The organism is Microcoleus sp. Pol12B5 (assembly GCF_036701335.1).
In the GTDB taxonomy this organism is placed as follows: Bacteria; Cyanobacteriota; Cyanobacteriia; order Cyanobacteriales; family Microcoleaceae; genus Microcoleus.
In genome coordinates this window covers 83,970-103,982 of the sequence record NZ_JAUBQQ010000009.1, presented here as the reverse complement: position 1 = coordinate 103,982, position 20,013 = coordinate 83,970, and the positions used below count along the sequence as shown (strand labels likewise).

Genomic DNA, 20,013 nt, shown 5'->3' with positions numbered 1-20,013 from the left:
CTGTAGCCTAAACGTTGACATTAATGTCAATGTCAATAGTAAAACCAAACAAAATTACAAAACTCAATAACCATCCATACCCATCTGCGTCCATCCGCGTTTATCCGCCCATATCTGCGGTTAAAAAATCCAATGCAAGAATACCTGACAATCAAACAACTTACAGAAGCGGTAAAAGGCACAATTACCCCTCGGATGGTGCGACATTATCACGCTTTGGGGCTGCTATCTCCGGCGGTGCGATCGACCTCTAACTACAGACTGTACACCCGCAGCGACGTGCAAAGACTCCAAAGAATAGTCGCACTCAAGCAGCAAGGCTTTCAACTGTCTCACATCCGCAAACTGTTAGAAACTGACGCGGATGCTTCCCCTGACGCGCTGATGGCGACTCTGCAACGGCAATATCTATCGGTTATTCAGCAAATTGTTCGCCTCAGAGAAACGGCTTCGGCGCTTGAAGGATTGCTGGGGCGGGATATTTCCTGTCAAGCGGTGCAAGCGGACGCATTGGCGCAATTAAGGCTGTTGCAGGCGGAAACTGAGGGGGGGTTGGATGAGTTGGAACAACTTTGGGAGGGTTGGGATGCGGGGGCGCACACTCACCCGGAGGATTTTGGGGAGTCGTTGCAGCATTTGTTGCCGGATTTGGGCGATCGCTCGGAAATTGAGGTATACTTGCTTTCTAAACTGGTGTTAGCTTGCGGAGATTGTTCGCTGCTGCCGTTTGTGAAGTTGAGCGAAACGGCGATTAAATCGGCGCGGGAAGCTTTGAAAAATCAGTGTCAAATTGTGGCTGACGTGCCGCCTGTTTTCGCGGCTTTGGATCGAACTAGATTGGCGCATTTGGGAACAAGTATTGCAGCTTTAATTGATGACCCGCACATCAATGCTGCGGCGGAAGCGGAACAGGAATTCTGGCAGCAGCGTGAGTGGTTTGATAAGTTGTTGAAACTGGAAAAAGGATGTATATTAGTGATAGGATATGCGCCGTCTGTGCTGATGGCGGTTTGCGAGGCGATCGAGAGTGGGCAACTGCAACCGGCTTTGGTAGTTGGAATGCCGATCGGTTTTAGTCATTCTCCGGTGGCGAAACGGCGGTTAGTGCGATCGGGCGTTGCTTATATTACGACTGTGGGAACTTTTGGCGGCGGGTTGTTGGCGGCGGTTGCTTTGAATGCTTTGGTTGAGTCTTTGATTGAAAAGCCGAATTGTCACTGTCATCTTAAGTGAAGATGGGATTTAGGTTGGTTGTGGCGAAGAAGGAGTCAGGAGTCAGGAGTCAGGAGAAGAATACTCTCTTTCCTCCTGTCTCCTCCTCTGGTGAATACTTCCGAAAGTTTCAATCCCTGATAGGGAGTTTGGTTAATTGCGGCCTGACAAACTGCCAAAACTCAGAGTAGATCGCGTTTCAATCCCTGATAGGGAGTTTGGTTAATTGCGGCACCGGCTCGTTTACCGTCCCCTATACCAAACAAGCGTTTCAATCCCTGATAGGGAGTTTGGTTAATTGCGGCTCGGCGCTTCTGGGTGAAGGAACTCGATCCGAAAATCGGTTTCAATCCCTGATAGGGAGTTTGGTTAATTGCGGCGTGGTTGCGTTGGTTGCCATTTCTGGGATTTTTGGGTTTCAATCCCTGATAGGGAGTTTGGTTAATTGCGGCGCGATTCCCGTAGCTGTTGATTGCTTGGTGTACGGGTTTCAATCCCTGATAGGGAGTTTGGTTAATTGCGGCGTTAAAAAGATACGTACTATCACCATTGCAGTAGGTTTCAATCCCTGATAGGGAGTTTGGTTAATTGCGGCTCTTTTAATTCCCTGACTCCTGAGCAATTGGCAAAGCTTGAGTTTCAATCCCTGATAGGGAGTTTGGTTAATTGCGGCTTTATGCCTTCCAAAATTGCACTCGATCGCGATTCACCCTGTTTCAATCCCTGATAGGGAGTTTGGTTAATTGCGGCTTTAGTGGCCTCGGCTAGCTCGTTTAAGTGTGCCGATCCGCTGTTTCAATCCCTGATAGGGAGTTTGGTTAATTGCGGCGATTCAGTTTTTCTATTTTTTCAACAATATCTGCTAGTGTTTCAATCCCTGATAGGGAGTTTGGTTAATTGCGGCCGTCTTCATTCCGATAAATTGATACGAATGAATGTTTCAATCCCTGATAGGGAGTTTGGTTAATTGCGGCGCAAAATAGCAGCCCCCTTTCGGGAGGAACCCAGATGTGTTTCAATCCCTGATAGGGAGTTTGGTTAATTGCGGCTTCTCATGCTTCACGTCGTGACCGTTGGAATCAGTTTCAATCCCTGATAGGGAGTTTGGTTAATTGCGGCATTAAAAAGAAATGAGCAAGATTAACTTCAATACAGAAGTTTCAATCCCTGATAGGGAGTTTGGTTAATTGCGGCCTGGGATATTAGCGAACTACGAATCGTCCCAGAGTTTCAATCCCTGATAGGGAGTTTGGTTAATTGCGGCCCGCACAGATTCCCCTGACCCAAACTGTTTTGGCTGGTTTCAATCCCTGATAGGGAGTTTGGTTAATTGCGGCGCGAGCTTAGCCTTCAATCAATCCGGATAATCCCTGTTTCAATCCCTGATAGGGAGTTTGGTTAATTGCGGCAGAATAGCCATTAATGAAGCGATAGAGCCGACAACGTTTCAATCCCTGATAGGGAGTTTGGTTAATTGCGGCTCACAGCCCAAATGAGTCGCAAAGAGGCACAACAAATGTTTCAATCCCTGATAGGGAGTTTGGTTAATTGCGGCATTTTTGGTGACATATGCGGGGTGAGGGGTGATGTTTCAATCCCTGATAGGGAGTTTGGTTAATTGCGGCGTTACCTCTATTTTTGCACCCGCCACACTAATGCGTTTCAATCCCTGATAGGGAGTTTGGTTAATTGCGGCAAGTAGGCAACATTGCCCCTAGGGTGATTCCGCCTGTTTCAATCCCTGATAGGGAGTTTGGTTAATTGCGGCTGGGATATTTACAATTTCGCAAGTGGGCAAGGCAAGTTTCAATCCCTGATAGGGAGTTTGGTTAATTGCGGCGACGATACGAATTGGACAAATGCCGAGACACGGTGTTTCAATCCCTGATAGGGAGTTTGGTTAATTGCGGCCAGACTGAATCTTTGCCTAGAAACGTTAAAATTGTTTCAATCCCTGATAGGGAGTTTGGTTAATTGCGGCCGTCGCTGGTAGATTTGGATCGCCTCTAAATGTTTCAATCCCTGATAGGGAGTTTGGTTAATTGCGGCACGTCATCCTTTTTACCGCCACCAGTGCCAGCCAAAGTTTCAATCCCTGATAGGGAGTTTGGTTAATTGCGGCTTCAAAGGGCCCATGCTCAGAAGCCAACCGCCGCCGTTTCAATCCCTGATAGGGAGTTTGGTTAATTGCGGCGAAACACCGAAATCTGAAGGTACTGTTGATAAGCTTCCGTTTCAATCCCTGATAGGGAGTTTGGTTAATTGCGGCTTCAGTGAAATGCTTTCTCTATCAGGGTTTCAGCGTTTCAATCCCTGATAGGGAGTTTGGTTAATTGCGGCCGGGCCGACACAGAAGTACGTGAATGCTGCAAATCTAGTCGTTTCAATCCCTGATAGGGAGTTTGGTTAATTGCGGCTTTACCGAGTTCCCAGAGGCCTGACCCCATGTTTTTGTTTCAATCCCTGATAGGGAGTTTGGTTAATTGCGGCTTTACGACAGGAGCGTCGAGTCGTCCGGGAATGCCTTCGTTTCAATCCCTGATAGGGAGTTTGGTTAATTGCGGCTCCCATTTCCCACCGGGTACCGGGGAGAATGAAAGTTTCAATCCCTGATAGGGAGTTTGGTTAATTGCGGCCCCGATCGCACTTTTGCTCCTGGAAATAGTGATTGTCGGTTTCAATCCCTGATAGGGAGTTTGGTTAATTGCGGCCCTTAGTCGCAAGCATTATGTCCCAGGGAATTGGTTTCAATCCCTGATAGGGAGTTTGGTTAATTGCGGCGCTACCAGGGAGATATCTTGGACAAAGAATTTGACATTGTTTCAATCCCTGATAGGGAGTTTGGTTAATTGCGGCCATCACCATTCCCTGTGGCAAGTCTCCGCTTTCGGCGTTTCAATCCCTGATAGGGAGTTTGGTTAATTGCGGCCAAATTCTTGCTCCAATTACTCCAAAATTGCTAGGTTTCAATCCCTGATAGGGAGTTTGGTTAATTGCGGCAGCCCGTTCCAGAAGCTTTGCTGTATTTGGTTTTCAAGGTTCATTTGCGTCTGCATAAAACAAAAGTACCATTTCAGCCTTCGACGTGTCAATACCCAACTTTTCATACAGCCATCAAACCCTTGTCCTGCATAGATTCCAGCGATTGCGTCTACCATTGTTAAGCTTGAAGTGCCTCTAACCCTTAGAGCATATACATTATAGCCCCAAAATTTAACACCTCGATTTTTACACCTAGGCATAGACGCATTTTCCACCCAAAAACAGACATCAAGCGAATCACCACTTCCCCAAAGCCCCCCAAACAGTACCCGAAACCACCCCCCAAATTGCCCCCAAACCAGCCCCCACGATCGCCCCCGCCACAGGCCCCAACTCCACCGGCACCCCAGCGTTAACAGCCGGAAACATCGCAGACACCCCCGCCCCCAACACAGTACCCGCAAAAGTCCCCAAAAAACTGCCCCAAATCGCCCCCAAACTCCCACCATTGACACCCGAAGGCTGAAACGAAATCGGCAACTTCGGCGCAAACCCGCAAAAACCCAACAAACCCCCAGAAACCACACCCCCAACAGAACCCACACCAGCCGCCACGATCGCCACACCCAGCAACAAACCAGCAAACTCATTCACCGGCCGCATCTGGACACCGTATTGCTGCCAAACCACCAGCCCAGCCCCCAAAAGAACACCAGCCAGAGTCCCCACAAACGAGCCCCAGACCGCCCCCAAATACCCTCCCCGCCGGCCCCACACCCTCCCCATTGGCAGCGCCAGAGGAGGCTGAAAAGTTGCCCAAACACAGCCCCAGAGAGCACCAACCCCCGCCCCAGCCAAAATCCTCTCCCCGATCCCCGGAGTGCTATTAATCGCGCCAAACACCGCACCGCCGATCGCCGCCAACAAAAAAGCCCCCCAAGACGCCCCCACCAAAACTCCGCCCCACTTCCGCCAAATCTGATTCGGCGGCAAAGTAAAAACCCCCCACATCACCCCAAAAAAACAGCCCCAAATCGAACCAACAAAAATCGCCCCCAAAATAGCACTGCCGCCCTCAGCTATTGCCGAATAAATCCCCCCGATCGCCGCCAAACACAAACTACCCCAAACACCTCCCCAAGCAGCATCCTGAAAAATGCGCTCAAACTTGCCCACGGGAAGCTGAGGCGCAGGAGTCCGACTCCGAGAAGACATCGGCATCGGTAGCAACGGCACTGCGTACTGGCCTAGAGGGCGTGACAGCCCCGTGGCTGGCTGTTGCCGACGCATTGCGGGCTGGGCCACGACAGGCGGTGGTTGGGGCTTTTTACGCTTGATTTTCGCAGGCTGCAAGTGCAATCCGTGGCTGATTGCTTGCCGTGAAGGAAACGGATCGCGCCCTTTCAGGAGTTTTGCCCGATCGCACCAAGGGCATCGACTGAGATGATTTCCGTATTTATGCTGACTATTTCTGCTGCAAGTTACCAAAGCATCTTCGGCTTCCCGAATCGCATTCACCCAGGTTTTCGCATCCGGGCGCGCCGCAGGATTGCCGTGCCCTTCCTCAAAACAGCGGATAAACAGTTGCCGCAGCCGGGGATTCAGCATCTCAAAAGGAGGCGCAGCCGGCATCGGGCGGTAGGGAATCCGTTTCGTACCTGTAGGGAAATGGCCCGATCGAATTCTCGCTTCCAAAGACGGTGGTTCATCGCTACCGAGATAAACTCCCGAAAACGGATGCGTACCTTCCATCAGCAATTGAAAAATTAATACCGCTAAACCGAACAAATCGTGCTCTGGAGATCGATCGATATCGCGGAAAGTCTGCCCCTGCAACTCCGGCGGCGTAAACTCGGGTTTCCCCACAGGACACCGATAAACGTAACCCGTATAAGGATCGCGGACTTGAAACGAATCCGTGTCTACCAGCGTTACCAACGCCGTATCCGTCACGAGAATGTTCGACTCGTTTACGTCACCGATGACGTAACCCCTGACGTGAAGGGCATTTACAGCCGAGGCGAGATTTCTGGCGGTACGGTGGAGGTAAAGATAGCTAAATAGCGGTTTTTGTTCGCGCCTGGTTTTGGGAGTGTAGAAAGTGTGTACCGGCATCACTTTGTTGACGCGCGGCATCACAAAACCGACGATTTTTTCTCGCCCGCCGACAGTATGCAGCAAATCGATCGGCCAAGCAATGGAAGCGTGTCCCGGTTCCGCGATCGGCGCATCCGGCGGCATACTGAACATGACTGTGAGTTTGTCGCCGTCTTCGTCTGTCGGTTTGTGGTAGATTTTGGCTACAAGGGACGAGTCTTGGGCGATCGGGTAGATGCGACCTTCACCCCCACTGGCGATCGCGGTTTTGGTGTCGATCGCAATCAGTTGTCCGCTAAATTGGCGCTGCAACTGCATAGAATTCCGTTATGGGATACAGGATTTGGAAGCCATCACTTAATAAATTTGACTTGCCCATTAAATCTTACCCTTCTTATGACTTAGGCACCGATGAGGAGAGACCGAGTTTTTCACCAAAAGACGCATTGCAGCCCGCAGATTCGGTAAAAAACCCGATTTCTTGGGTGGGAGTGGGTAAGCCCTGTTGCTGTTAGTGGGATGGGCGTCCCGCCCGTCCATCCATTAGTGGGATGGGCGTCCCGCCCCTCCATGCTATCCAAATTAAATATGAACCAGCTTCAAATCCACCGACAATAACAACATTTTATCCTCAATTTTTTGTCTGACGGCCGGTGTCACCTGACAATTATCGCTGTTGAGGCATTCCACCAGCAAGTTGTGGGCATAGTAATACTGTTGCAGCAAAGTTTTCTGTTGGGGGCCCAAATATAAATTGTAGCCGATCGCAGTTTTGAATTTTGCTAGCCAAGTGCAACCGCACTCTTTGCGCCACTTTTTCCAGTTTTGCAAATCTGGCATCTCAGTCTGAAATTGTGCCAGCAATTGTTTAAGTTCTGGTTCAATATCCAGCGCCCAAATGCCAACCAAGATACACGCCACATCCTCATTATCAAAGGCCAACTTCAGAGACTCGTTAGCATCTGCAAATTCTACATTTTTGCCAGCCTTTGCCAAACAACTTCGCAACTTACAAACTTTCGATCTATCAAACTTCACACTCGGATCGAGGACGCGAGTCAAAGCCAAATTAAGTACGCAAACTAAGGCTACATAAAAAGCGCGAATTTCGAGTGGTTTAAAATTCCTTTGCACTAACTGAGACTTGTGATTGGCCCAGATTAGCAACTGCTGCAAAGTTTCATCTTTAGCCACCATACTGTCTAATTTTTGTTGCATCAGCAGCAAAAGTTCGTCAGCAGGTTGCAAAATGCTGACAACTCTCACAAATTCATTTTTCCACTTTTTGTCTGTAATCCGGCTGACCAATTCTGGCAGCGATTCCGGGTTCGCACTGTCAATCACATATTCTGGTTGAGTTTCGCTTTCCTCTAGCAGTTCGTCAACTGCGGTTTTGATAAAGTTATCCACCAACCAGTCGCGGGTACGCGAGAAATTGCTTTCCAACTCTAGGTAATGACTGCCTAATTTGGCCTTAAACTCTTTGGGAAAAATCTCTTTGGTCACTAACATATTTTTCCAGCGAGTTAGCTGGCTGGCGTTGCGTTCGGGAAAGCGGTTGTACAAATAGTCGATCGCGATCGCATCTAGAATATCCGCCCCCAGGATTTCCCGGCGTTTTACCTCGTTTTCGGGTCCTATTTGTCGCTGCTGAGTGAGATCCCCATGCTGCCCAACATTTGGTTCAATCAAGTGCTGAATCAGCCAGTTTCCCCCACGAAAAAAATCGCGATCAAACTCCAAGTAAATCGCGCCAAACAAAGCTTCACAAGTCTCAGGAAAAACTCTATTGTACTCGCTTTCTTCTGTTCCTTTCCCATTCCATACGCCCCAACTGAGTTCGTTTAATTTCAATTTCTGTGCAAAATCCGCAAGTTTTTCAGGTTCTGCTAAACGAGCTTTTAAGGTTGAGATAGCATCGGGCTCGAGTTCTGGATATTCGCGGTAGAGGTAATCGCTAACAACAGCACCGAAAATCGCTCTCCCTAAGAGTGACAGCCGTTTGTACTTAACCTCTTGCCAAGCGGGAGACTCCTCTGGGCGATCGGAGTAATAGCTGGTAGAATAACGGCAATTGAAGGCAATTTCCAGCAGTTTTGTCTGCTGAAAGCTGGGAATGTCGATCGCTGCTTTGACTGCTTCAATATCTACCTTTTTATTTTTTATTAGCTCTAATTCTTCTTCACATTTACCCCACTTTTCCAACCAATCACCGCCCGCATCTTCCACATACAAATCTACAAAATCTACCCCGTAATTCATCCATTCATCCTGCATTTTTCTGGCTGCTTCCAGTTCTTCCCAGACTTTTTGCAAGTTATTTTCAACGGTATGTGTACCTTGTACTGTCATAGTATTTGATTTTGATGTAATTAGATTTTATTTCCAACAATTTCACCGCAATTAAATCAAATCTCAATTCAATTTAGGCCGAGTTGCTCGTTATTTCACCCGATTGATTGCTGCGGTAAATGTTCCCATTGCTTAGCCTTCGTATCAAACACCTCTTGCCAGTGTCTGGCAAACCCCTCCCGGAGACTGAAAAGGAGAGGAAAAAGCTTGGTCTGTTTTCCCTTTTCCCGAAGCAGGCTGGGGCTTAGGTTTTTGGCTTTGTCGAAAATTGTGCAATATGTGAGTTAGTCAAATTTTTTTTCACCAAGTTTTTAGCAGTCGAACTATTCTCAGCAGCAGATATGCTTGATTTACGGGAACTTGAGGTAACGACCTGCGGGCAAATTATCACTATTATATAATGCAATGTTAACTAACTGATTCAGGAAATTTGCATCGTTTTTATCATAACTTAAAAATAATCCTCTGTCAATCCCCCAATCTTGAAGAGTTTGTTGCCAATTCTGATATTTTTGTTCAGAGAATTCATCCGAAAGAGTTGTGACTTGAATGCAGAGGGGCTGCTGTTGGCGACTGCTAACGATCGAATCGGTTGCCATAGAAAGATCTGCAACATATCGATACAAAACAGTGCCTTGGCGATCGACAATTCGGGCTGCGATCGCACGAATCACGATATCATCACCCGGATGGAATTTGCCGGCCTTGAGTTTTTGTTTCCAGATATAAAATTTGCGATCATTTTCGCTCAGCCATTTAGGAAATAGATAGCTGTACCAATACCTTTCCCCCGGAGTCATTAACTCAAACGCGGCTTGCTGTTCTCTTTCCGAAGGTAGAGATTGAACTGCCAGCCAAACCTGAGAATCTCGGATAAGCTGCAGCAAAAAAGCCATCACAAATTTTTTAGCCGTTAGCGAACCGGGTTTAACATCTTTCACCCAGCGATTGATTTCATCCAATCTTCTCGCCAAACTCGGATCTATTAGATCTGCGTCGCTAATTAGGGAGTTGAGCTTATCCTTAATCTCTTGTGCTTGCAAATGACGACCTACTGTACAAACTAAAGAAGAATTGTTGACACCTCGATTTTATTATAGAACCGCGCCAAATTTTCACCGCTCGCGAGACAGCGCTAACAATTTTTGTGGGGTAGGTATCCTGACAGCCCTTGACTTGATTTTTAGGAGATGTCTATTTAATAGTTGCTGCCGATTCCCGCAGGCGCAGGTACAATAAAACCAAATAAACATTCATCAACGGTGCGGCTAAAAATCCGAGTACATTACCCACAAGCTGAGATGCTAGCAAATTTCCCGTCGAACTGATTAATATGAGAATCAAAACTATTGGCACAAAAGCCACCAAAACTATCAGAAAATACGATCGAAATACTAACCACCAGCGCCCTTTTGTTAATTCCCAGCTGCTACTAATACTGTCCAGCGCCGAAGAGTTATCAATGACGGTAGCGTAAAATGAAAACATTAAGCGATATGATACATAAAGCCCGGGAATTATTAGTGCAATGCAGCCAGCAAGCACCAGCAGCAAACACATAATATAAGCCCCAATGAGTTGCAGCAATCTTCTGTTTGCTTGATTGAAGGCCTGACCCACAGTTACGGGATTTTTTGTCAAACTTCGGTAAGTGTAGAAAATCATGGCTCCCGACAACAAAGGAATTGCCACGAACCAGTAGATAATATTGAAAGCAACACCTGCTGAACCTAGCTTGCCCAAACTATTGAGCGTGGCAAATATCAAACTGGGAGAGTTGATTATCAACAGGGGAGCGTATATAGGCCCCGTAGTAGCAAATGTTTCTCGCAACAAGCTTCTGGCACTAATTCGTGGATCTGTCATAATTTTTTATCCGCTTTTTGTAAGTGGAGTTGAACAGACTAAACATTGCTCGAAAAAGTTGCTAACAATAATGTTAAGTCATCATCGGTGCGCTCGGAAACACGGGGTGATCGCAAAAATGACTCTAACTGCTGTTTCGCATCTTCCTCTTCTTTCCACTCGCCAGAAAACCGAAACAAAGGCGCAAAAAACGGCCCATGTGGCGTGCCTTCTGGGATTTTGAGAGCTAGCATTTGCAAGCCGTCGGAAAAAACGGCCAAGTGTCGCAGTTTTTCCCGCAGTACCTGAAATTGCGCTGTTTCTATCGCATTCGGCGAAATCAAAAAGATAGTTTCGTTGATGTATTCCCCGCAGGGAGGTACAGTCAGGGCGATCGCATTTCCTGCACTATCACCTGCTACCGCCGCACCGTCGCCGATTTGAGCAACTGCGATTAATTCTGGCGTAGCAACAACCGCAATTAAAGTGCAGGCTAAATCTCTCGCAGCCACTTCCCGCACTGCCGCTTCTGCTTCCACCTGCGCCCGCGCAGCTTGCAGTGATGCTGTCAAGAATACCTGCCATTCATCGTCATTTTCAGGCAGCCTTTCCTGTTGCTGGCAAAGCGTTTCAACAACCGCTTCCACAGCAATTTTTGCCCCAACTTCTGCGAGTGCTGCGGAGCCCGCACCATCGGCAACCGCTGCCGCTAAAACACCGTTTGGCAAGAGACGCCAGCAGTGAGCATCTTGACAAGGCTGCGATCTTTTTTCGTGGCTCGTACCTATCACCGATGCCGCTACAACTTGCCAATTAAAGGATGAATTCTGCATTAATAACTCTTTAACTCAAAACTTCGTAAATTCACAACTATGCAAAGTCTGGACGGGTTTATTTATCCCTAATTACAGCACTTTTCTGGGTTCGTAGGTACTAGCCATTATAGGGACACGACAGTGCCGTAGGGACACGGCACTCTTACTAATGACCAATGACTAATGACCAATGACCAATGACCAATGACTAATAACTAAACAGTTCCCCATCCGGGTGGTGGCAGTGCTACTTGTTCATCAATTTTCGAGTGAGAAACTCTCTGCATACTAGCCGAAAGCCAGATGAACATCTCTCTAAAGTCTAGTCCTCTCAACTTTACAGGCGTGCGCTCGACAATTTGCGCCAGACGGGTGATATTAGCACCTTCCACTCCGACTGCAAAAAATGCCACGCGCTTATTAATTTCTTCCTCTTTAATCCGCTGTGCTGCTATTTCCACAACATCGTCGGATTCGCCTTGAGGTTCGCCGTCAGTAATCATAAATACCCACGGGCGGTAGTAGGTAATGCCGTTGTTGCGGTATTCGGATTTGCGGGCCGCAATGGTATCTAATGCTAGCTGAATCCCTGCGCCCATGTGGGTTTGTCCTTGAGCTGTCAGCAGTGGCGTCTCGAACTGGTCGGCGGTCACGAAGTCTTGCACGACCTTGATATGATTGTCAAATGAAATAATCGCGACTTCGACGCGCTTTTTAGCTAGTTCGTCTTTAATTAGGTCATTCCTAAAAATTTCCAGCCCCTCATTCAAGGCATCTATGGGTGCGCCTTGCATGGAGCCGGAGGTGTCCAGCAGGAGGACGCAGGGACAGCGCGGCTCTGGGTTTTCGGCAAATTCTACGGCTTCGTCTAGTCTCATGGTTCGGGGTTGACCTGGGAGTGGCTCGATTTCTAGGTTTGTTACTTTCTACCCTAGCAAGTAGGTGACATATTTAACTCAATCTGCCCGATGGCGATCGTATTTTACCATTTACCTGAATCGATTTGAGATTTTTAATTGTAGATTTGAGATTTTATAATTGGATGTCTGCGGTCAAAAAAACAAATTCATTCCTGCCTGTGGTAATATAGACTAATAGTATTACTGCAAAATAAGGAAGAATCTTATGATTGCAACAGTTACGCAAAAATTAACATTTGACCAATTCCTTGTAGAATGTCCAGAAAATGGACTCTATGAACTGGTAAATGGAGAAATTGTAGAGATGAATGCCACAAGAAATCATGAGGATGTTGCTGATTTTACGTCGGACTCATTTAAAGATGAAATTAAACGGCTAAGTTTAAATTATGTAGTCAAAAATACCGCCGTTATCAGAACTGTAACTAAAACCGGCATCGAACAAGGGCGGAGACCGGATGTCAGCGTAATAGATCGCGATTTGTGGCGATCGAACCGTTCTGCTTATGCTGCATTGTGGGAACCAATTCAACTGGCTGTAGAAGTAACATCAACAAATTGGGAGGACGATTATATAGACAAATTGGACGAGTATCGGCGCCTCGGAGTTCCTGAGTATTGGATTGTCGATGATTTAGCAATTGGCAGCCGGGAATTTCTGGGAAATCCCAAAATTCCAACTGTATTTGTCCACCTTGTGGATGCAGATGGCAACTATCAAAGAAGCGCGTTTAAAGGCAGCGAACGAATTGTGTCGCAGACTTTCCCCGAATTAACGCTGACAGCAGAAGAGGTGATGAATGTTTAACTTCTGTTAATCCAGCTAGCCAGACTATTCTCCATAAACAATCACTAAAAATATGAAATCTATTTCTGATAAAAAACTTTCCAATCAAAAAGCTATTAGTCCTTGGAGTTACAAACCTTGGTGGTGTCAACCTTGGTCGATTCTTTTGACAGGCACGAGTCTGATTAGCGGTAGTTGGTTTTTATTAAAAACTGTTTGGATAACTTTTTTAGTCGCGATTCCTTTATTAGCTTGGATGGGTTTTTTCTTGTTAGTTTGGCCGAGGTTGATGCTGTCTAGCGGAGTTTTAGATTCCGATGCAGATTAGGTTTTGGTGGCGTGCACCTGATGTTTAGGGTAAGGTGCGCGGCCATTGGTGTCAACTTAACCTTAAACCCTCAGTCCAGCAGCGTTTGAAACAAGAGCCTCAAAGCGAAAGTCCTCGCTATGAGGACTAATGAGTTCTTCAGTCCTCTTCGAGAGGACTTTCGCTATAAGACAGGGAATTCATTCCCTGGCGGACTGCCGGGTGAACGCGAGGACTGGCGGACTAAAAGCTTAAGTTGACACTAATAGTTCGCGCTGCACACCCTAAACATAGGGTGTTTCGCCCTCTAGCTTTGCGGGTAATAATCTTGAATTGCTTTTACTTCCATCGGGTGGGATTTGAGCGATCGAATTCCCGCTGCTGTCGCTTTGGCACCGGCTATTGTGGTAATAATCGGGATTTTGTAAGTCAAAGCTGTGCGGCGGATAAAGATGCCGTCGGATCGAGATTCTTCGCCGGAAGGTGTGGTGATAATTAGTTGAATTTTCTCATTCTTGATCGAATCCAACAAATTCGGCCGCCCTTCGTGCAGTTTCAATTCCAAATCTACCTCTAAACCTTGCTCTTGCAAAACTTTGCGTGTCCCGTGGGTTGCGACTACTCTGAAACCCAATTCTAAGAATTCCTTGACAACGGGTACAACCGCTAGTTTGTCCCGATCGCGCATCGAAACCAACACGGTTCCCAACAGCGGCATCATTTGTCCAGCACCTAATTGAGCTTTGGCAAAGGCTTTGCCAAAATCGGTGTCAATTCCCATGACTTCGCCGGTCGATCGCATTTCTGGCCCTAACAAGGTATCAGTTCCCGGAAACTTCGCAAAGGGCAATACAGCTTCTTTTACCGAAACATGAGTGGGTATAATCTCTTCAGTAAAACCTAAAGCTTCTAGAGTTTTGCCAGACATGACTCGCGAGGCCATTTTTGCTAAGGGAACTCCGATCGCCTTGGAGACAAAAGGCACTGTTCTAGAAGCGCGCGGGTTAGCTTCCAAAATGAAAACTTCTTCCCCTTGAACAGCAAATTGAATATTCATCAACCCGATTACTTTCAGGGATTTTGCTAATTCTACAGTCCAGCGGCGGATTGTTACCAAAGCTGCATCAGGAAGCGTTTGGTAAGGGATAGAACAAGCAGAGTCGCCGGAGTGGATTCCCGCTTCCTCAATGTGCTCCATAATACCGCCGATCGTCACATTGCCAGTAACATCGGCGATCGCATCGACATCAACCTCGATCGCATTCTCCAAAAACTTATCAATTAAAATCGGATGATCGGGTTCTACTAGCACGGCATAGGTCATGTAACGTTCCAATTCAGCATCGGAATAAACAATTTCCATTGCTCGCCCGCCTAATACGTAACTGGGTCGCACCACTACCGGATAACCAATCCGTTGAGCTACTATTAAAGCATCCTCAAAACTACGAGCCAAACCGTTAGCAGCTTGCTGAATATCCAACTCCCGCAGAATCTTTTCAAATCGCTCCCTGTCTTCAGCAGTATCAATGGAATCCGGCGAAGTTCCCCAGATTTTTGTTTGTACATCGGGGTGATTTTCCAGAGCTTTTTGTAAAGGAAGCGCTAATTTCAGTGGGGTTTGTCCGCCAAACTGAATAATTATTCCTTCGGGATTTTCGGCTTCGATGATGTTGAGAACATCTTCTTTTGTTAGCGGTTCAAAATACAGGCGATCGCTCGTATCATAATCCGTCGAAACCGTCTCCGGGTTCGAGTTGACCATAATTGTCTCAAACCCGTCTTCTCCTAGGGAATAGGAAGCGTGACAGCAGCAGTAATCAAACTCAATTCCCTGTCCGATCCGGTTCGGCCCGCCACCTAAAATCATCACTTTTCGTTTGGTAGAAGGCAAAACTTCCGACTCCGGCGCGAGACTGTGGCCTACAGACGAAACTTTCTTTTCTTCATCGCCCACTTCCCAAATTGCCGCTCCCGCTTCGTAGGTGGAATAATAATAGGGTGTAAACGCTTCAAATTCAGCGGCACAGGTATCGACTGTTTTGTAAATCGGAATTACGCCTAACTGTTTGCGGTAAGCGCGGACTTGATCTTCCGATGTTTTGGTGGCATAAGCAATTTGGCGATCGCTAAAACCCAATTGCTTTACTTCAAACATTGTCTCTTTTGTCAACTCTTCCAACCGCGTTCGTTTCAAGAACTTCTCAGTTTCCAGCAATTCCTGCATTTTATCCAAAAACCAAGGATCGATTCCTGTAAACTCGAAGATATCTTCCACCGACATTCCCATCATCATCGCGTGGCGAACTGTAAAAATGCGATCGGGATTTGGCGTCCGCAATCCGGCGCGAATTTGTTCCAAACTCGGCAATTTTTCCGGTTTGTCGCACCCGAAACCTGCGCGGCCTGTTTCCAATCCCCGCAGGGCTTTTTGGAAGGATTCATTGAAGCTGCGCCCGATCGCCATTACCTCCCCAACAGACTTCATTTGCGTTGTTAGAGTCGGTTCGGAACCGGGGAACTTTTCAAAGGCAAATCGGGGAATCTTCGTCACCACGTAGTCAATTGTCGGCTCAAAAGACGCCGGAGTTTTCTTGGTAATATCGTTGGAAATTTCGTCTAGGCTGTAACCTACCGCTAATTTTGCCGCCATTTTTGCAATAGGGAAACCAGTTGCTTTCGAGGCCAAGGCGGAGGAACGGGAAACCCGAGGGTTCATTTCAATAACGATGAAATCTCCGTTAACAGGATTGACGGCAAATTGAATATTGGAACCGCCGGTTTCAACTCCTATCTCGCGAATAATTTTCACCGAAGCATCTCGCAGGCGCTGATATTCTTTGTCTGTGAGAGTTTGCGCCGGGGCGACGGTGATAGAATCGCCGGTGTGGACGCCCATCGGGTCGAGATTCTCGATCGAACAAATAATCACCACATTATCTGCCAAATCTCGCATTACTTCCAGTTCGTACTCTTTCCAACCAATCAAAGATTGTTCGATTAAAATTTGCGATACTGGACTGGCATCAATCCCGCCTTGTGCCATTTCTTCAAATTCTTCTTGATTGTAAGAAATGCCGCCTCCCGTGCCTCCCATTGTAAAAGCAGGACGAATAATTAACGGATAACTGCCGATTTGGTGACCAATTGCTTTGGCTTCGTCGAGAGTGTTGGCAATTCCAGAAGGGCAAACGGCGACACCAATTCGCGCCATCGCTTCCTTAAATAATAGCCGATCTTCTGCCATTTCAATTGCTGGCAACTTAGCACCAATCAACTCGACGTTGTATTTTTCTAAAACGCCATTTTTAGCGACGGCAACTGCTAAATTTAGCGCCGTTTGACCGCCCATTGTTGGTAAAATTGCTTGAGGTCTTTCTTTAGCAATGATTTGTTCGAGGATGGCAGGTGTTAGAGGTTCGATGTAAATGCGATCGGCAGTTTCCGGATCGGTCATAATCGTTGCAGGGTTGGAATTCACCAACACTACTTCAAAACCTTCTTCTCGCAAAGCTTTGCAAGCTTGTGTCCCTGAATAGTCAAATTCGCACGCTTGACCGATAACAATTGGGCCGGAACCAATAAGAAGAATCTTTTTTAAGTCTTGACGACGGGGCATAGGTTCGTAATTAGTAATTGGACAAGGTGGAGGATTAATTTGATATTTTGCATCAGTCTTAGAAACAGGCTTTCTAAGCTGTTCCCCCCAAAGCTTACTCAAAATAGTGCAAGTTTTGTTGTTAATTTGAAATTGTGCACCATTCTCAGCATTTTGGAAGCAGAACCTCGCAACTCCGGCCCACAGACACCCCCAGCTAACCAGAAATATTGATGAGAAAAGGGTGCAGTCGATCGGTAAATCAAGACTATTTTAAGTGTTGCGGTCAAATCGTGTTCTAAAATACACAATCCCTGTATTCCGCACGATTAATCATTGTAGAGACACTCCAAGAACCCATTGGTGCCAACTTAACGTCTAACCCAATCACAGACTGTTGTTTGAGTATTAAATCTAGATCCCCCCTAGCCCCCCTTAAAAAGGGGAGTAGGGGGTGGGACAAGAGTATTCTCAAAGTCAACCCCTACTCCCCTTCTTAAGGGGGATTTAGGGGGATCTAGACTTAGCTAAAAGCGAGATTTATCAATGGTTTCAGGCGATTGTTGACACGAAGAAGGGATCTTGGAGTGTCCCTACCGCATTTGATCCTATTTTTAGGCTTTGCGCGATCGGCGAATGAGTACGCTTATCACTTGTCCCGGCTTTGCACCTCGCTGTGGCGGGCTCCAATCGCCGACTTGGGCAAATCCTAGTCGGTACAAGGTGTGGATGGTTTCTAACACGGCTGCGCGGGAACCGACAACCGTGATCCGCACGACTTCCTGTTCGGATAATGCTGAGTCGTCATTTGGACGCGCGGAAAAGTTATCGTCAGGTAGGAATTCCTGTGACATAATATGGTCTCCTGGTTTTTGGTTTTCTAGGAAAACCCAAAAACCCAGCCGCCCCGCACGTTAACACAGAGCAGGGCGGCTACAGAGAATGTTAAAATTCTCCATTAGCCTCCATACTGCTTACTCAGTTTGGCGGTAGCTGTCCATTGCTGTTGGTAGCAGCTTTGGGCAGTGCAACTAGATTTTTGAGCGACGTGGGCTGCTTCCTCTTTGAGCAAAGCAGCCTTAATTTCACAGCGTAGCCGCAGATGGGGGCTGCCGTCAATCGATTTTAGATTCGAGATTTGAGATTTTAGATTGAGATTTTCCTCCTGCAACAACTCTCCGGTGTCTCCCACCATCGGCTTCTCCCAGTCTCCCCCTCTATCGATTTGAGATTTTAGATTGAGATTTTCCTCCTGCAACAACTCTCCGGTGTCTCCCACCATCGGCTTCTCCCAGTCTCCCCCTCTCCCGTCTCTCCCTCTGGCTCAATCCAACCTACTAGATGAGGGAATGCGCCGAGGAAGAGGTAAAATATGGAATCGTTCCAAAAGCTTAAAATCAAAAATCAAAAATCAAAAATCAAGATATGCCTAGAACTCAAGTGCGAATATTCCGTGCACCTGCTGCTTGAGGGCAACCACATCAATTTTAGATTTTAGATTTTAGATTTTAGATTGTCCTGCAACAACTCTCCCCATCTCCTATGCCTAGAACACCCAGCGAATATTCCGTACACCTGCTGCTTGAGGGCGGCCACCGCGAAGAAATCCGTTTTTCAACGCTGCAAGATTTTCAACAGTGGTATAAAACTCTGGTTCCCAAACAAGATTCGTCAGAATTTGTTAATGTCCCGATCAAAAATATTCAAGGCGAATACATGGTAGTTCGGCCTACCAGCGTTCTCGCAATTCGCGTGGAACCGGTATTTACTTCTAGCGTTGAGAGATTCGATGAATAAGGAAAATAATCAATTGAGTAGGAAAGATTGGAAATTGAGCAAAATTTTCCGCTATCAGATATTAGCGCTCGCCTGTTGCGTTTTGGCGATCGCTTTTTCGGTGCCCGCCGTTGCAGTTCCATCTCTGCAACCAATGAGTGTAAATCAATTACAAGCGAGTGAGTTGGAGTCGATCGCCTTTGACGCTCAAATCTGGGGCGAAAATGGCAAACCGGGCGATAAAGAATTGCTGTTAAGGTCGATCGACCACAGCCTCCGCTATCTCAATACATCGGCCGCCGCCACTGCTTACAGCCGCTATCCAGTAGCAGGAGTTACGCGCGATCGAGTTCGGCGTTCCCTCGATCGATTCCGCCAATTAGTTGTCAGTTCCACAACCCCCGCACAACTTCAGGAATCAGTCAAGCGCGAATTTGTATTTTACAAATCTACGGGCAAAGATGGCAAAGGAACAGTCGCATTTACAGGTTATTTCGAGCCGACTTATGCAGCATCTCGCACGGCTAATTCCGAATACCGTTATCCCCTGTACCGGATGCCGCCAAACATGGCATCTTGGCCGAAACCTCACCCGACAAGATTGCAATTAGAAGGCGAAGATGCTTTGCAGGCAAGTAAAGGATTGCTGCGAGGATTAGAATTAGTTTGGTTGCGCGATCGATTCCAAGCATTTCTCGTGCACGTCCAAGGTTCTGCGAGATTGCAGCTAACAGATGGTAGCGTGATGACCGTCGGTTTTGCAGGCAAAACCAGTCACAGCTATACAGGAGTCGGACGAGAATTAGTTAAAGACGGAAAGTTTACTTTAGAAGAGTTAAACTTGCCGAAACTAAGGGAATATTTCACCAACTTTCCCGCAGATATGAACAAATATTTGCCGAAAAATGAAAGCTTTGTATTCTTCCGGGATACTAATGGAGTTCCAGCCACAGGAAGCATTGGAGTTCCAGTAACTGCCGAAAGGTCGATCGCCACCGACAAAGCCTTAATGCCCCCTGGTGCACTAGCATTAATTAGTACAAAAATCCCTTATCCGAATACGGCGGGACAACTCGAACAAAATGCCGTGAATCGGTACGTTTTGGATCAAGATACTGGCGGTGCAATCAAAGGCGCAGGGAGAGTTGACGTATTCATGGGAACGGGGAATTTAGCGGGCGATAGGGCCGGTTATATCAACTCAACAGGAGAACTGTATTATCCGCTTTTAAAGTAGATTAATTCTAATTGATTAATTCTACTTCATGTGATTGTTCGCGGTGCGTCGCAATCGCGGACACGGCACTGCCGTGTCCCTACAG

At 47.0% G+C, this 20,013-nt stretch carries 14 protein-coding genes and 1 CRISPR repeat array; of the genes, 5 read left to right on the top strand and 9 right to left on the bottom strand.

The window, feature by feature from the left end; translation table 11 throughout:
* The first annotated feature begins 132 nt into the window (after positions 1–132).
* Positions 133–1,233 carry a precorrin-8X methylmutase gene (locus tag QUA24_RS07615; RefSeq protein WP_333228534.1) on the top strand — a complete coding sequence of 367 codons (1,101 nt, stop codon included), beginning with the start codon at positions 133–135 and terminating at the stop codon, positions 1,231–1,233.
* 106 nt (positions 1,234–1,339) lie between these two features.
* A CRISPR array of direct repeats spans positions 1,340–4,212; the repeat unit is 37 nt; unit sequence GTTTCAATCCCTGATAGGGAGTTTGGTTAATTGCGGC.
* Between the two features lie 279 nt (positions 4,213–4,491).
* Here the strand turns inward: QUA24_RS07615 and QUA24_RS07610 are convergent.
* From QUA24_RS07610 to QUA24_RS07585, 6 genes are all read right to left on the bottom strand, one after another.
* The gene (locus QUA24_RS07610; protein ID WP_333228533.1) at positions 4,492–6,609 is read right to left on the bottom strand and encodes a DNA-binding protein; all 2,118 of its coding nucleotides are present in this window, start codon (positions 6,607–6,609) and stop codon (positions 4,492–4,494) included.
* 264 nt (positions 6,610–6,873) lie between these two features.
* Positions 6,874–8,643, bottom strand: a complete 1,770-nt coding sequence (locus tag QUA24_RS07605) for an NACHT C-terminal helical domain 2-containing protein (RefSeq protein ID WP_333228531.1) — start codon at positions 8,641–8,643, stop codon at positions 6,874–6,876.
* A 350-nt stretch (positions 8,644–8,993) separates the two neighbouring features.
* Positions 8,994–9,686, bottom strand: a complete 693-nt coding sequence (locus QUA24_RS07600) for a hypothetical protein (RefSeq protein ID WP_333228529.1) — start codon at positions 9,684–9,686, stop codon at positions 8,994–8,996.
* Positions 9,687–9,837: 151 nt separating this feature from the next.
* Positions 9,838–10,509, bottom strand: a complete 672-nt coding sequence (locus QUA24_RS07595; RefSeq protein ID WP_333228527.1) for a hypothetical protein — start codon at positions 10,507–10,509, stop codon at positions 9,838–9,840.
* A 38-nt stretch (positions 10,510–10,547) separates the two neighbouring features.
* Positions 10,548–11,321, bottom strand: coding sequence for a PP2C family serine/threonine-protein phosphatase (locus QUA24_RS07590; protein WP_333228525.1), 774 nt, complete (start codon positions 11,319–11,321; stop codon positions 10,548–10,550).
* A gap of 197 nt (positions 11,322–11,518) precedes the next feature.
* A complete protein-coding gene (locus QUA24_RS07585) occupies positions 11,519–12,181 on the bottom strand; it encodes a VWA domain-containing protein (protein ID WP_333080292.1) in 663 nt (220 codons plus the stop codon).
* 247 nt (positions 12,182–12,428) lie between these two features.
* Between QUA24_RS07585 and QUA24_RS07580 the strand changes: the two genes are divergently transcribed.
* On the top strand, positions 12,429–13,031 hold the full coding sequence (locus QUA24_RS07580) for a Uma2 family endonuclease (protein ID WP_333228523.1): 603 nt from the start codon (positions 12,429–12,431) through the stop codon (positions 13,029–13,031).
* A 52-nt stretch (positions 13,032–13,083) separates the two neighbouring features.
* Positions 13,084–13,338 (top strand): DUF6737 family protein, encoded by a 255-nt coding sequence (locus QUA24_RS07575; RefSeq protein ID WP_333228521.1) that lies wholly within the window; start codon positions 13,084–13,086, stop codon positions 13,336–13,338.
* 286 nt (positions 13,339–13,624) lie between these two features.
* Here the strand turns inward: QUA24_RS07575 and carB are convergent, their stop codons facing one another.
* From carB to QUA24_RS07560, 3 genes are all read right to left on the bottom strand, one after another.
* On the bottom strand, positions 13,625–16,936 hold the full coding sequence (carB, locus tag QUA24_RS07570; RefSeq protein WP_333228583.1) for a carbamoyl-phosphate synthase large subunit: 3,312 nt from the start codon (positions 16,934–16,936) through the stop codon (positions 13,625–13,627).
* Between the two features lie 593 nt (positions 16,937–17,529).
* Entirely contained in the window at positions 17,530–17,769 is a 240-nt protein-coding gene (locus QUA24_RS07565) for a hypothetical protein (RefSeq protein ID WP_333228519.1), read from the bottom strand.
* Between the two features lie 104 nt (positions 17,770–17,873).
* Positions 17,874–18,197 (bottom strand): hypothetical protein, encoded by a 324-nt coding sequence (locus QUA24_RS07560; RefSeq protein ID WP_333228517.1) that lies wholly within the window; start codon positions 18,195–18,197, stop codon positions 17,874–17,876.
* Between the two features lie 260 nt (positions 18,198–18,457).
* Here QUA24_RS07560 and QUA24_RS07555 point away from each other — a divergent pair, with 260 nt between their 5' ends.
* Both QUA24_RS07555 and QUA24_RS07550 read left to right on the top strand, forming a co-directional pair.
* Positions 18,458–18,712, top strand: coding sequence for a hypothetical protein (locus QUA24_RS07555; RefSeq protein WP_333046692.1), 255 nt, complete (start codon positions 18,458–18,460; stop codon positions 18,710–18,712).
* Entirely contained in the window at positions 18,705–19,928 is a 1,224-nt protein-coding gene (locus QUA24_RS07550; RefSeq protein ID WP_333228515.1) for a murein transglycosylase A, read from the top strand. The genes QUA24_RS07555 and QUA24_RS07550 overlap by 8 nt, the downstream gene beginning before the upstream one ends.
* The last annotated feature ends 85 nt before the right edge of the window (positions 19,929–20,013 follow it).

What these genes read in the sequence shown, in the direction of transcription:
- QUA24_RS07615 (WP_333228534.1), top strand. Translation starts at nt 133, where the DNA reads ATGCAAGAATACCTGACAATCAAACAACTTACAGAAGCGGTAAAAGGC.
- QUA24_RS07610 (WP_333228533.1), bottom strand. Translation starts at nt 6,609, where the DNA reads ATGCAGTTGCAGCGCCAATTTAGCGGACAACTGATTGCGATCGACACC.
- QUA24_RS07605 (WP_333228531.1), bottom strand. Translation starts at nt 8,643, where the DNA reads ATGACAGTACAAGGTACACATACCGTTGAAAATAACTTGCAAAAAGTC.
- QUA24_RS07595 (WP_333228527.1), bottom strand. Translation starts at nt 10,509, where the DNA reads ATGACAGATCCACGAATTAGTGCCAGAAGCTTGTTGCGAGAAACATTT.
- QUA24_RS07590 (WP_333228525.1), bottom strand. Translation starts at nt 11,321, where the DNA reads ATGCAGAATTCATCCTTTAATTGGCAAGTTGTAGCGGCATCGGTGATA.
- QUA24_RS07585 (WP_333080292.1), bottom strand. Translation starts at nt 12,181, where the DNA reads ATGAGACTAGACGAAGCCGTAGAATTTGCCGAAAACCCAGAGCCGCGC.
- QUA24_RS07580 (WP_333228523.1), top strand. Translation starts at nt 12,429, where the DNA reads ATGATTGCAACAGTTACGCAAAAATTAACATTTGACCAATTCCTTGTA.
- QUA24_RS07575 (WP_333228521.1), top strand. Translation starts at nt 13,084, where the DNA reads ATGAAATCTATTTCTGATAAAAAACTTTCCAATCAAAAAGCTATTAGT.
- carB (WP_333228583.1), bottom strand. Translation starts at nt 16,936, where the DNA reads ATGCCCCGTCGTCAAGACTTAAAAAAGATTCTTCTTATTGGTTCCGGC.
- QUA24_RS07565 (WP_333228519.1), bottom strand. Translation starts at nt 17,769, where the DNA reads ATGTCACAGGAATTCCTACCTGACGATAACTTTTCCGCGCGTCCAAAT.
- QUA24_RS07560 (WP_333228517.1), bottom strand. Translation starts at nt 18,197, where the DNA reads ATGGTGGGAGACACCGGAGAGTTGTTGCAGGAGGAAAATCTCAATCTA.
- QUA24_RS07555 (WP_333046692.1), top strand. Translation starts at nt 18,458, where the DNA reads ATGCCTAGAACACCCAGCGAATATTCCGTACACCTGCTGCTTGAGGGC.
- QUA24_RS07550 (WP_333228515.1), top strand. Translation starts at nt 18,705, where the DNA reads ATGAATAAGGAAAATAATCAATTGAGTAGGAAAGATTGGAAATTGAGC.